The sequence below is a fragment of the Tissierella sp. P1 genome, assembly GCF_002266425.1.
GTDB lineage: Bacteria > Bacillota > Clostridia > Tissierellales > Tissierellaceae > Tissierella > Tissierella carlieri.
Genome location: NZ_NPMN01000006.1, coordinates 46,279 through 60,526 on the forward strand (window position 1 = coordinate 46,279; position 14,248 = coordinate 60,526).

11 protein-coding genes, 1 pseudogene and 1 riboswitch are annotated in these 14,248 nt (G+C 31.7%); all 12 genes and pseudogenes read left to right on the forward strand.

The genetic code is table 11. From position 1 onward, the window contains the following. The first annotated feature begins 101 nt into the window (after nt 1-101). The 12 genes and pseudogenes from CIW83_RS05715 (at nt 102) to CIW83_RS05775 (ending at nt 14,158) form a co-directional block, all read left to right on the forward strand. Nucleotides 102-1,025, forward strand: a complete 924-nt coding sequence (locus tag CIW83_RS05715; protein ID WP_094899901.1) for an ABC transporter ATP-binding protein — start codon at nt 102-104, stop codon at nt 1,023-1,025. After that, nucleotides 1,018-1,788, forward strand: a complete 771-nt coding sequence (locus CIW83_RS05720; protein WP_094899902.1) for an ABC transporter permease — start codon at nt 1,018-1,020, stop codon at nt 1,786-1,788. Before CIW83_RS05715 ends, CIW83_RS05720 begins: the two co-directional genes overlap by 8 nt. Nucleotides 1,789-1,803: 15 nt before the next feature. Next, the gene (locus CIW83_RS05725) at nt 1,804-2,703 is read left to right on the forward strand and encodes a sensor histidine kinase KdpD (RefSeq protein WP_094899903.1); all 900 of its coding nucleotides are present in this window, start codon (nt 1,804-1,806) and stop codon (nt 2,701-2,703) included. A gap of 59 nt (nt 2,704-2,762) precedes the next feature. After that, nucleotides 2,763-2,918, forward strand: a pseudogene (locus tag CIW83_RS05730) (hypothetical protein); the annotation flags it as partial. A 117-nt stretch (nt 2,919-3,035) separates the two neighbouring features. After that, nucleotides 3,036-3,164, forward strand: a riboswitch (cyclic di-AMP (ydaO/yuaA leader). Between the two features lie 200 nt (nt 3,165-3,364). Beyond that, nucleotides 3,365-5,239, forward strand: coding sequence for a glycine betaine ABC transporter substrate-binding protein (locus CIW83_RS05735; protein WP_094899905.1), 1,875 nt, complete (start codon nt 3,365-3,367; stop codon nt 5,237-5,239). Then, nucleotides 5,229-6,407 (forward strand): glycine betaine/L-proline ABC transporter ATP-binding protein, encoded by a 1,179-nt coding sequence (locus tag CIW83_RS05740; protein WP_094899906.1) that lies wholly within the window; start codon nt 5,229-5,231, stop codon nt 6,405-6,407. The genes CIW83_RS05735 and CIW83_RS05740 overlap by 11 nt, the downstream gene beginning before the upstream one ends. Before the next feature lie 688 nt (nt 6,408-7,095). After that, entirely contained in the window at nt 7,096-7,254 is a 159-nt protein-coding gene (locus CIW83_RS05745) for a hypothetical protein (protein ID WP_201259693.1), read from the forward strand. Between the two features lie 632 nt (nt 7,255-7,886). Continuing rightward, nucleotides 7,887-8,633 carry a hypothetical protein gene (locus tag CIW83_RS05755; protein WP_094899907.1) on the forward strand — a complete coding sequence of 249 codons (747 nt, stop codon included), beginning with the start codon at nt 7,887-7,889 and terminating at the stop codon, nt 8,631-8,633. A 604-nt stretch (nt 8,634-9,237) separates the two neighbouring features. After that, a complete protein-coding gene (locus CIW83_RS05760) occupies nt 9,238-10,104 on the forward strand; it encodes a transglutaminase-like domain-containing protein (protein WP_094899908.1) in 867 nt (288 codons plus the stop codon). A gap of 14 nt (nt 10,105-10,118) precedes the next feature. After that, nucleotides 10,119-10,985 (forward strand): helix-turn-helix domain-containing protein, encoded by an 867-nt coding sequence (locus CIW83_RS05765; protein ID WP_094899909.1) that lies wholly within the window; start codon nt 10,119-10,121, stop codon nt 10,983-10,985. Between the two features lie 498 nt (nt 10,986-11,483). After that, nucleotides 11,484-12,962 (forward strand): Lsa family ABC-F type ribosomal protection protein, encoded by a 1,479-nt coding sequence (locus CIW83_RS05770; RefSeq protein ID WP_094899910.1) that lies wholly within the window; start codon nt 11,484-11,486, stop codon nt 12,960-12,962. Between the two features lie 161 nt (nt 12,963-13,123). Beyond that, nucleotides 13,124-14,158 (forward strand): Cfr family 23S rRNA (adenine(2503)-C(8))-methyltransferase, encoded by a 1,035-nt coding sequence (locus CIW83_RS05775; RefSeq protein ID WP_094899911.1) that lies wholly within the window; start codon nt 13,124-13,126, stop codon nt 14,156-14,158. The last annotated feature ends 90 nt before the right edge of the window (nt 14,159-14,248 follow it).

Below are 14,248 nucleotides of genomic sequence, written 5' to 3' on the forward strand. Positions count from 1 at the left end.
GTATATTAGTTTTCTTTATGTTTTCTTAAGACTTTATTTATTGTTTCTTATAACTTTTATTTTATAATGATTTTAAAGTATAAGAAACAGGAGGGATAATAATGAAGGACTATGCGGTAAAATTAAATCATATAACTAAAACCTATGGAAAGAAAAAAGTTATTGAAGATATTAGCATAAACGTTAGGATGGGGGATATATATGGTCTTATTGGAAAAAATGGAGCAGGAAAAACAACTATACTAAAACTTATATCTGGATTGATTCGTCAAAATTCTGGAAGTATGGAAATTCTAGGGGAGGTTACAGAACATGGTCTTAATCGTGCTAGGAAAAGAACTGGCTCTCTAGTGGAGAATTCATATTTATATCCTTATTTTGACGGGGAAAAGAATTTAGAGTGCTATCGTATTCAAAAGGGATTAAAAGATAAAAAAGTGGTAGAAGAAACACTGAAATTAGTAGGACTTTACGATGTAAACAAGAAGAAATTTAGCAAGTATTCATTGGGAATGAAGCAAAGATTAGGGATTGCTCAAGCTATTATGGGGCGACCAGACTTGCTTATTTTAGATGAACCTATTAATGGAGTGGATCCTACAGGAATTGTAGAGTTAAGAGAGCTACTATTGAAAATTAATAGGGAGCTAGGTACTACTATAATATTATCAAGTCATATATTAAATGAACTGTCCATGATTGCTAATCGATATGCTTTTATCCATGATGGTACGTTAATAGAAGAAGTAAGCAAAGAAGAATTGGATGAAAAATGTAGAAGATATTTAAAATTGAAAGTCAATGATGCAAAGAAAACAACTGTTATTCTTGAAAAAGAATTAGATATTTTGCATTATAAGGTTTTAAATAATAATGAAATAGAAATATATGAAGAATTAAACAATCTAAATCTCATTACAAAAATCCTAATTGAAAACAATGTAGAGATTAAATCGATTAATGAAGGTACTCAAACCTTAGAGGAATATTTTATAAAACTGATAGGAGGGCATATAAATGCGTAATTATATTAAATCAGAATTTTATAGGATAATCCACCGTAAGTATTATCAGATGACTGTATTATTATTTGTTGTATTTTCTATTGTAGTCAATTTATTTTTAAAATTTTTGGGAACAAAAATCACAGATCCATTTTTGACTTCAATGGACTTTCTTTTGATTTTTTTATTCGCATCACCTATTATACTTCTTATTATTCACGATATTATTTTAGGAGATGAGATAAAGCATAAAACTTTGAATAATGTTATTGCTAATGGAATTTCTAGAGATAAAATAATATTTTCTAAAATTATTTCTATTTTAGCTTTTTTTATGTTATTTTCTATTATTGTCATAGGGGTTCATATTCTTATATCCATAGTTTTATTTGGAGTAAATGAAGAAGGCCTTAAGTTTATCAATCAATATTTTTTAGTTTGTTTGTCTGCAGTTCCACTTTGGATAGGGTTGATATCTTTTTATATTATTTTTTCTGTAATTATACAAAATCAGGTTATTGTAAGTCTTATAGCACTCACATACATATACATAGTTTCATATATAACTCGTGTAATAGCATATTTACAACCTAAATTAACATTTTTATATATATTACAACCACTTTCAATATTGCGTAGCTTGATAGATATAATAGAAATGAGGAGGGTTCTAGGAATGGATGGATATTGTGTAATAGCTATATTTCCTGTTCTTATTGGATTTGGATTGTTTACAATATCTACAATTTTATTAATCACCATATTTAGAAAAAAGGATTTTTAAATTGGAGGGGAGTAAATGTTAGTCATAACTATAATAGTAGGGATAGTTGCGTTAGTGTTTGCTTCCCTATATTTCTTATTAAAGAAGGATTTAAAAGCACTAAACAAAGATATTTTACATAGATTAGATAAGGAAAGTAAAGCAACTTTAACCACCCAATCCTCTAACAGAGAGATTGTAGAATTTACTGGAACAATAAATTATTTATTTTTAGAAAAGGAAAATACGAAGTTAGAATATAAGAAAATAGATCAAGAATTAAAAGAAAATATATCTAATATTTCTCATGATTTTAGGACACCTTTGACAGCCATATTAGGGTATTGTGATCTTTTGTTAAAATCTGATTTAACAGAAGAAACTAAAGAATATGTCTATATAATCAACAAAAAAGCAAAATCCTTGCATCATTTGATCCAGGATTTTTATGATTTTTCTAGAATTATGAGCACAGATTATCCTATTAATATAGACTTTGTTTCTATATGCGAATTACTCAAAGAAGTAATATTTGAATATTATGAGGATTTTACTGATAAAGATAGCTCAATAGATATTAATATTCCAAGGGAAGAGATTAAAACAATTTCAGATATAGACGCTTTGAGAAGAATATTTTCGAATTTGATTTCTAATATGTTAAGGCATGGTATTGGAGGATATAAAATTAAATTAGCTAAAAAGGAAAAAGATGCTTATATTTCTTTTGAGAATAAAGTTGTATTCATGGATCAGGAGAACGTGGAAAGGATTTTTGAAAGATCATACGCTATGGATTTATCAAGAGGTTCGAATAAAAGTGGTCTAGGTTTATCTATAGTAAAAGAGTTAGCTCATAGATTGAATCATAATTTGGAATTTAGTCTTAAAGATAATATATTTAAGATTGAAATAATATTAAAGATTACAGCATAGGTGGGTTTTGAAAGGCAAGGTATTCAATTAGCCATATGATATAATATTTATATTTACACCATGCAGCGGATAGGGCAGGAGGTAAAACACCTATGACAATGAATGACTGGGATAATTCCCTTGATGAATTTTTACAGTTTAGACGTAGAGAAATTCTTGAAGGTAAAGGTAAACCACAATTAAAAATTAAATTTAAAAATAATCCTGATAGATAAAATATCAAGGTTGTTTTTGTTTTTTATTTATTTTTATATCCAAATACAAAAATAAACGTAATTTGCATAAATTATTAGTGTGTGCTATAATCGAATTTAATATTTACAATTGAAAATTAAATCACATCGCTGAATTCTTAAATGAAGCGGGGGACCCAATCTTCGGGGGTGTATCCATTTTTGGAGGGGTAGAACCCTTTAGCCTAACCCGACAGCTAACCTCGTAAGCGTGTAAAGGGGAGTAATGTTCTGCTTATTAGAACTATGGAACTCCATGGTTCTTTTTTGTACCCAAAATTAAGTTTACATAATAAAAACCCAACCCATTAGCGCAATCAAAGGTTGCTAATGGGTCTCGGGAACCTTGTTGCTTCACAATATTTGTGAACTTAATCATTCCCTTAATGGATTTTTTTCAATTATAAAAAAAGGGAGGGTGTTGAATTATGAGAAAGTGTTTCAGTGTAATTCTATTGTTAATATTAGTAATTACATCTACTTTTGTTTATTCAGAAGAAGTAACAGTAAAAGAGATAGCCTTTGCAGATGTTGGTTGGGATAGTGTGAAATTCCACAATGCAGTAGCAGGATTGATAGCAGAACAAATCTTTGGGTACGAATGGAGAGAAGTTCCTGGATCAACTACTGTATTACACGAAGGCTTACTTAAAGGTGAAATTGATGTTCATATGGAAGAGTGGACAGATAATCTAGCTACTTATGAAAAGGATTTAAATGAAGGCAAATTTAAAGATTTAGGAGTAAATTTTGATGATAATGATCAAGGCTTTTATGTTCCAAGATATGTAATTGAAGGGGATTCTGAAAGAGGAATTAAAGCAATGGCTCCTGATTTAAAATATGTATGGGATTTAAAGAAATATCCAGATGTATTTCCAGATGCAGAAATAAAGGATATGGGTAGAGTTTATGGTGCAATTCCTGGCTGGGAAGTTGATGAAATTATTCACAATAAATATCTACACTATAATCTGGACGAAAACTTTGTATATTTTAGACCAGGTTCAGATGCAGCTCTATCATCAGCCTTAACTTCAGCCTATGAAAAGGCTGAACCAATAGTTGCATATTATTGGGAACCAACTTGGCTCATGGGTAAATATGATTTTGTATTATTGGAAGATAAACCCTTTGATGCTAACACATATCTCGAAGGGAAAACTGAACTACCTTCTGTAAAAGTAAATATAGGGGTGAGTAATAAATTCTATGAACAAAGTCCCGAAATGGTTGAATTCCTTACAAAATATAAGACTTCAAGTGCTTTAACCTCAGAGGCTCTAGCACATATGCAAGAAACTGGAGCTAATTATATAGAAACAGCAAAATGGTTCCTAAAGCAACATGATGAATTAATAGATCAGTGGCTAAATCAAAGTGATGCACAAAAGATTAGAGCCTATTTAGATACAGGTGAAAAGGCTAAAACATCAAATTGGTTAAGGAACTTTCCGTTTAAGATACCTTTAAATGTTAATGATATAGATACTTCGGTTAGAAATTTTAGTGTAAAATATGATTCGTTTTTTAGTAAGATAAGATTATTCTTAGGTAGTTTAGTAAATGTAATCTACAAGGTATTAGATTTCATACCCTGGTTTATATCCTTAATACTAGTATTCTTAGTAGGTTGGAAAATAAGCAGAAAGATTGTGAAAGGAATACTATATGCGAGTTTACTGTTCCTTATAGGAGCCTTAGGGCTATGGAATTTTATGAATGAAACACTATCCATAGTCATAGCCTCAGTTATAATTTCATTGGCGCTGGGCTTTCCATTGGGAATAATCATCTCAACTAGTGAAAGGGCAAATCGAATAATTCGACCAGTATTAGACACAATGCAGACAATGCCAGTATTTGTATATCTAATTCCAGCTTTATTATTCTTTGGCTTGGGTAAACCACCTGCAGTAATAGCAACAACAATTTATGCTATAGTACCAATTATTAGGCTTACAAGTCACGGAATTAGACAAATTGACAAAGAAGTAGTGGAAGCATCCTTATCTTTTGGTTCTACTAGATTACAATCATTAATAAAAGTGCAAATACCACAAGCTTTGCCAACAATAATGGCTGGAGTAAACCAAACCCTTATGATGGCAATGTCCATGGTTGTTACAACCTCCATGATTGGAGCTACTGGTTTAGGCATGGAAGTTCTATTAAGTGTTAACCGAGTAGAAATAGGTAGAGGACTAGTATCTGGTACTGCGGTTGTAATTATTGCAGTCTTATTAGATAGAATAACCCAAGGCTTTGTCAATGGTAGGGAGGTAATCTTAGATGAAGAATAATAATATTTTAAGTATTAAAAACTTAAGCAAATTATATGGTGTAGAAAAAAGTAGAGCATTTAAAATGAAAAACTCAGGAGTATCTAAGGATGAAATCTATAAAAAAACTGGGGTAACTGTGGCACTTTGGGATGTAACTTTTGATGTGAAAAAAGGTGAGATGTTTGTAATAATAGGTCTATCAGGCTCTGGTAAGTCAACACTAGTTAGATGTTTTAATATGCTAAATAAACCTAGTTCAGGAGAAATCCTATTTAATGATAAGGATATAAGTAAATTTAATAAAAAGGAATTAAATGAATATAGAAGAAATAATATAGCCATGGTATTTCAAAACTTTGGACTTATGTCTCACAGAGATGTTTTAGGGAATGTAGAATATGGCCTTGAAATTAAGGGAGTATCCAAAGAGGAGCGTCAAGCTAAAGCAAGAGAAATGATTTCCATGGTATGCTTGGAAGGTTTGGAGAATGAACCTATATCAAGTCTTTCAGGAGGTATGAAGCAAAGAGTAGGATTAGCAAGGGCTCTAGCTAATGATCCTGATATACTTCTAATGGATGAACCATTTTCTGCGTTAGATCCTTTAGTTAGAAAGGATATGCAGTTTGAGCTTCTGTCTATTCAAAAGAAATTAGATAAGACCATAATATTTATTACTCACGATATTAATGAAGCTTTTAAATTAGGTGATAGGGTAGCTATAATGCGTGATGGAGAATTGATTCAACTTGATACTCCAGAGATGATATCTGAGCATCCAGCAAATGATTATGTAAAACAATTTATAAATGATGCAGATAAAACTCAGGTAATTAGTGTTAGAAATGTAATGGCTACTCCAAATAGTATTGTTCGTAAAACAGATAGCCTAAGTTATGCTATAAATATCATGAGAAGCAATAGGGTTTCTAGTGCTTATGTTGTTGGGGATAAAATGAAATTATTGGGAATAGTTACAATTGATGATGCTGTACGAGCTAGAAATGAAAAATTATCATTATCAGATGTAATTATAGAAAGTATAATGACCACAGCTCCAGATACATTATTACACGATATAATTCCCATGGCTGCAGAAACTAGATATCCTATAGCTGTAATAGATAATGATGGAAGTCTAAAGGGTATATTATCCAAGGCTGATGTATTGTCATCCATATTATAATAAGGTAAGCGTCAATTTTAGTCTACATTAACAATAAATATTTTCTATGAGATAATATCTTTTACGAATTAATAGAAAATATTTTAAATGAAATGTTGTATGTATTGTTTTAAAATAGAGAGTTCTTATTAAAATCTAATGAGTTTATGGCAGAATTAAATCGTTATGAAATAAAAAGAGTTACAATTCTGCTTTGAGTAAAAAATGCTGTATTTTATAGAGATAATGGACATTATGTTACATGTAAAGAAAAACTAGATAGATTAATAAGTCTATTAAAGCTAAGGAATAAACATTTTGATGATATTTAGGAAAGATATTCTACCAGCAAGGGGATACCAGATGCTTATGACATCATTATTGTACTCTCGAGGTATGTTGAAGTCGAAGTAAGTAAGATGTGCGTCTCATGTCAGAAATTACAAGAGCATGAGTGAAGCGAAGTGAGATTGGTAACATTCTAAAACTGAGGGTATAATAATGAGGACGTATTGTGGTGATAAGAAGAAAAAGTAGGATTTGACCATAATATATAGTGGTCTTGGAGCAAGTTTGGGGTCAAAAATCAGTGAAAAAACACTGTTTTTGACCCTTGTTTTTTGGGTAAAACATAGGTGACATAGATATAATTTGAATGATGGTGGATTAAGATGATAAAGTGCAGGACTAAAAAAATGAGGTGAATTTTATGCTGATTTATTTAGCTATGATTGAATTGGAAGAGGATAGGCATAAATTCGAAAAGCTTTATATTACATATAAACAAACAATGTTTTATGTTGCCAATAGGATACTCAGAGATAAATATTTATCAGAGGATGTTGTTCATCAGACATTTAAAGGTTAAATTGCGAAAAATTCACTGGAAATTACCTAATTTGAGAGAATAAAACTATGTTTTTAGGATAAAAGCCATACCAAATAGACCTACCAATGTGAATTTTCAAAAAATGGTACTAACTAGGTGGTTTTGTTGAAAATGAAGTCAGAGAGCTTTAAAGTTTCTTTTTGCTCACTATATCAAACATCTATGTGTTGGTACATTATAATACAGTAGATGGGATGTACCGCATTTTAGTAGACAGATGATAACTTGCTTCCAAATGATAGTCAATTTTTTCTCTTTTGTTAGAACGCTCAACAGAAGTACATTGTTTATAATTGAGTTTCCACTTGTCTGAAGACCTAGGCGTTTTAGTAAACAGCCGCAGAAAAAGTATGGAATGTACGACCGTATTTGGCAATAGAGCAAGGATTTTTACAAGTATTTTTGTAACACATGCAAGAGGATATCTCCATTTTTGATGATTTTGTGATACATCGAATACATTTGGTTTCATCTTCTTACCGATTGGACAGATGGGGACACCTTTAGGAGATAAATAGGAGGAAAAAAGTTTGAATGGGTTAGGCAAAGCCTTGGCTTATCGACTCGGAGAATTCCGAGAGACTATAATTATATGAGGAGGATTTATCATTATGAAAAATAGATTTTCAGTAGTATTTTTAACTATGCTAATTGTATTAACTTCAATGATTCCAACTTTTGCACATAAAGTATCTAATAAATCTTATGAAACTGCTGGCGTTAGCGACCTAAATTCGAATGATTTAGAGTATGAATATTTAACTTCTGAAGAAGAAATAAGATTAAAGAAGCAAACTTATCAGGAAATAATGGATAAAATAAACAAAGAGTATGGTACAGAAGTTAGATTTTGTACCGAAGAAGAATTAGAGTATTTAAAACTATATGTAGATGATGGGAGTTATGGGAGAATAATGCATATCCCTCTAGATGAATATGAAGAAAGACTTAGAACAGATGTTGAAGAATCTATAAAATCTAATATAGAAACATTGGAAGCATTATCTAAATATAATGAAGAAGACTTTACTGACTGGAAACCAATTAATAGAATTGGAATTCAGTCAGATACAAAATTCTATTATGAAACACAGAAGATTACTGGTGCGACTGCTCATTTGGAAGCAGTCGTAGGGATGGATAGCGGTGCATGGAGATTTAATGAAATAAATGATACTTATACAAGCTACGTTCCTAGTGTTAATGGAAATATTGGTTTTGCTGCAGAGAGTTATGGATATTCTCTTCAAAATGGAGATAGAAAATGTACTGTTAGATATCAGGGCTATACCTTTGATAGATATGGACAAATTATAGATACTAATGTGTATAGAGATGCCAACTTTACAGCTTCTTAAAAATAGAGAATATTTAGTATAAGATAAACAAATTAATATAGGTTTTCATAAAGTGGCCTGGGATATGCTAACGGTGCCAGGTTAAATAGCAGCGATTTGGGTAGACGGAGCAATCTTAATTCTTTGACAGGTCAACCCAGTAGCTGCGATATGCGGAGTTTCCCACTTGTATGTTTTTGACTTAAAATATTAAAGACACCTTAATTGATTATGGGTGTCTTTAATATACTGGAAAAATGTTAGTACCTATTGACTTATATCACATAAAAAATATACTTATGTGAAATTTTCTAATGGAAGTTTTGGGGAAGCTGATACTTATGAAATCTTATAATAATTCGCCTTTTCCCATTAATTAATGCCTCTTTGTTTGTATTTTTTACAATTTAATGTGGTTATGGAATAATTGAGATTTAGTTGCATGTTTTCAAGGTATATTCTACCACCAAAGAAATACTAGATATTTATTGACCTTAAGCACTAATTATAAACCGCACAAAATATCACTCATCATCGTAGGCTGGCACATTATAATTATATTAATACAGAGAAGAAATGTAAGAAGTAATATAGTATTTAATCGATGATTGGAGTGAGGATTATAATGAAAGATACCCTTAAGCTTTATCAAGAGCATGATATTATGACAGAAATTAAAACAATGAAACACATGGTTGCAGATATACCAAAAGATATCAAAACTATTGTTACCTATGTACAAAATATCCTTTTACATCAGCATTGGAGTGAAGTTTATGGATTAGAACTCGGCGATGAAAGAAAGAAGGAACCATTCATACGGAGTTTTGAAGATAAACTTGTTTTCTTAAATAAGCTAGGTTTTACTCACGTATCCGAGCAAAGAACAAATGAAAATAAAATGATATCCATATGTCGTGACTTTTCCATAGTTGCTGTAGCCCTTTGCCGTGAAGCTGGTATACCTGCTAGAGCAAGATGTGGCTTTGCAAGCTACCTTGTAAAAGACAAATATATCGACCACTGGGTAGTTGAATACTGGAATGAAGAGAAGAAAAAGTGGGTAATGGTGGATGCACAACTGGATGTTCTCCAGCAAAGGGCGCTTCAACTGTCTTTTGATCCTCTGGATGTAAGTGAGAACTATTTTATAACAGGGCCGAGAGCCTGGTTGTTGTGTAGAGAAGGAAGGTTTAATCCTGAGTTGTTCGGCATTTTCAAATGGTGGGGATATGATTATTTAAGATGTAATCTAATCCTTGATGCTAATTCATTACTAAAGGTGCCTATGCAGCCTTGGGATATCTGGAAAGGGTATAAGAGCCTTCCGATAGAAGAATGGACAGAAAAAGATTATAAGGTTATGGATGAACTATCCATACTTGCTTTAAACGTGGATAATAATTACGAGGCCTTATACAAATATGTTCAAACTAATGATAAAATAAAAGTACCCAAGGATTTAAGTGAAGTTATAAATGGTCTGGAATAAGGTGATGATTGAATATGTCCTATGTATATTCTCTAGAGAAAGCAATAAATTATATAGAGAGTCATCTATATGATGACATTGATTTATCTTCTATCGCAGAGGAAGCAGGCTATTCTCTTTATCATTTCCATCGTATTTTTAAAGGTGCAGTAGGAGATTCACTTAAAGACTATATCAGGAAAAGAAGAATAACGGAAGCAGCAAAGGAATTGGTATATACGAACATGCCTATTGTGGACATAGGTATAAAATATGGCTATGAATCAAGGGAGGCCTTCAGCCGAGCCTTTGAAAAGGTTTATGGAAGAAATCCCTCTGAAGTACGAAACAGTAAATTGCTCTATTTTATAAGGGAACCAATGAATTTTGATTATATGCTGTTCAAGTATAAACTAATGAAAGAAGGATTAACTCCTCTATACAGGAAGCTTCCAGAAAGATATGTAGTAGGCAGAAGGGCAAAAGTGAAGGCTGATGGGAGCAACCTCCAGGATATACCGCTGCTATGGCATAAGTGGAATAGTGAAAAGGAAGGCGAAAAAATAATAGAGCGGAAGTATGCAGATGAATGTATGGGCATTTGCATATTTTCTGGTGGAGATGATTTTGAGTATATGATAGGTCATGAAGTCAATTCCACGAATTACGTTCCTGATAATATGGAGATATATAGACTGGAATCTTCGCTTTATGCAATTTTTAGAACTCTTGGCCCTATAACCGAAAGTGTACAAAAAACCTGGGATTATATATATTCGGTATGGTTAATTGAATCGGAATATGAGCATGCTGGTATTCACGATATTGAATATTACTATTTTAATCAGGGACAACTCACTGCAGACCTTTATGTGCCAGTAGTCTCTAAAAATATAAAATAGCATGTAGAGTGTGTTGTGAAGATAAAGAAGAAATAGATTTTGTTGATTCACTCTTTATTGACTTTTTCGACGTATAATAGTATAATGATAAAAAAATTGAAATTTGAGGTGAAAAAATGATTAATTTTTCTTGCTAATTTTTAAGGTACATTAATACAAAGATAGACAGGTATGTTCTGTTTGTTTTGTTGTACTCATGCAAGAAAGTTATTCTTTTTTCTCTTAATATATACACTTGTGCTATGCTATAATGCTTAGCTTAACTAAGTATATCTATGAGCTGTAAGAATAATTAATTCTTGCGGCTCTTATTTTTTTATAAATAATTCGAATAAGGAGGATAAATAATATTATGATAAATAAAGACACTTCGCTAACACATGATAATCTCCATATAGAGTCGGGCACTGCAGGCGACACTTATATGGAGTAATAACAAGGTCGCCTATTGTTCCGACTTTGTTATTTATACTATTAAATACAGAGGAGGACAAAAATATGTCTTTAATAAATGTTACGAACCTAACCTTTGCTTATGAAGGTAGCTATGATAATATTTTTGAAAATGTAAGTTTTCAAATTGATACCGATTGGAAATTAGGCTTTACTGGAAGAAACGGAAGAGGAAAGACTACTTTTCTGAATCTTCTGCTTGGGAAATACGAATATAATGGAAATATTTCAGCTGATGCGACTTTTGAATATTTTCCTTACGAGGTGCAGGAGCAAAGCAATTTCACCATAGATGTCATAAGGGAGATTAGTCCAAATTCAATGGATTGGGAAATAGTAAAAGAATTATCTTTGTTAGATATGGATGACGATGCTTTATATAGACAGTTTTATACACTATCTAAAGGAGAGCAGACCAAAGCATTGTTGGCTGCTATGTTTTTGAAGGAGAACTCCTTCTTGCTTATCGATGAGCCTACCAATCATTTGGATGTTGAAGCTAGGCAAAAACTAAGTAACTACTTGAAAAAAAAGAAAGGATTTATTCTGATTTCACATGATAGATCTTTTTTGGATAATTGTGTTGATCATATCTTGTCTATTAATAAAACTAATATTGAAATACAAAAAGGAAATTTTTCTTCATGGTGGAGAAACAAAGAATTACAAGATGGTTTTGAACTAGCAGAAAACGAAAAATTGAAAAAGGATATTAACAGACTTTCCAGTTCGGCAAAACGTACATCTACGTGGTCGGATAGTGTTGAAAGAAGTAAGTATGGAACTACTAATTCTGGGAGCAAATTAGATAAAGGATATGTTGGACATAAAGCTGCAAAAATGATGAAACGTGCTAAAAACATAGAGGCTAGACAGCAAAACATGATTGAGGAAAAATCAAAGCTTCTTAAAAATATTGAATCTAATGAAAGTTTAAAAATAGTACCGCTTGCTTTCCATGATAAAAAGATTGTAGAACTTACAGATGTTGCAATTGAATATGATGATAGAATTGTCTGTGAAGGAGTAAACTTCACTATAGAGCAAGGTGAAAAAATTGCTATTCAAGGAAAGAATGGCAGCGGAAAATCAAGTATATTGAAATTAATTTATGGAGAAGACATCCCTCATAGTGGAACTGTAAGAAAGAATAATAAGTTAATCATTTCGTATGTTTCACAAGATACTTCAGATTTATATGGTAACTTATCTGAATATGCAGATAAACACTGTATTGACGAGAGCCTTTTTAAATCGATGCTTAGAAAACTTGATTTTTCAAGAGAACAGTTTGAAAAGAATATCGAGGATTTTAGTGAAGGACAGAAGAAAAAGGTATTGCTTGCCAAAAGTTTGTGTGAACAGGCACATTTATATATTTGGGATGAACCATTGAATTTTATTGATGTCATTTCCCGTATGCAGATTGAGAAATTGTTAATTGAGCATGAACTTACAATTTTGTTTGTTGAGCATGATAGTGCATTTTGTGAAAATGTTGCAACAAAAACAATAAAATTGTAAAGGTAGAAATGGTGATTAATATGTTTAATGGGAATATAAAAGTAACACACAATAGGCTCCATGCAAAGCCAGATGTTTTGGGCGACCCTTGCATGGAGTAGTATAAGTCGCTAATTATACTGGCTTTGCTTCCTAGCTATTAATAGTGAGGAGGAAGCTACATGAAACAGACAAAAACGAAATATGGAAAAATGAAACAAATAGTATCAAATCTAAAATTACCTGATTATAGATACGAGCAGCTTACAAAAGCTATTTTTCACCAAAAAATAGATAACTTTGATGATATGTATATACTACCAAAAGAGTTAAGAATAGCTTTAGTAAATGAGTTTGGAAATAATGTATTTAGTGTAATACCTGTTTTTTCACAAGACTCTAAACAAGCTCAAAAATTGTTATTCGAATTGACTGATGGAGAAAGAATAGAAGCTGTTGGATTAAAGTATAAACAGGGATGGGAATCATTTTGTATTTCTTCCCAATGTGGTTGTGGTTTTGGATGTCGTTTTTGTGCAACGGGAAGTGCCGGATCTAGACGCAATCTTACTGCTGATGAGATAACTGACCAATTACTTTATTTCTATTTTAATGGACATAAATTGAATAGTATTTCATTTATGGGAATGGGTGAGGCTTTTGCAAATCCGGAGTTATTTGATGCAGTAAAAATTTTAACTGACCAAAATTTATTTAGGTTAAGTCAACGAAGAATTACTATTTCAACAATTGGAATTATACCAGGAATTCAAAGATTGACCAAAGAATTTCCACAAGTGAATCTGGCTTTTTCACTTCATTCACCATTTGAAAGTCAACGAAGCGATTTAATGCCTATAAATAAAAGATTTCCATTGAATGAGGTGATGAAGACATTAGATGAACACATTATTCATACGGGACGACGAGTGTTTATTGCTTATATTATGCTTGAAGGAATTAATGATTCGAAAGAGCATGCAGAGGCAGTTATAGGTTTATTGAAAAATCGTGGTTCATGGGAGCATTTATATCGCATTGATTTGATACCTTATAATTCTACGGACAAAACAACTTCTAAATTTCAATCTTCAAGTGCTATCAAGCAATTTTGCAGTGCACTAAAGAAAGCTGGTATTAGCGTAACTGTTAGAACACAATTTGGTTCTGAAATTAGTGCTGCTTGCGGACAGTTGTGTTATGAAAATGAATTATAATGTTAGTTCAAAAATATCCGTTTGAGCAAAGGAATAGCCTTATTCTAAGGATATTGAAGATTTTCAAAAAGAATATTTAAAAGAATGTAT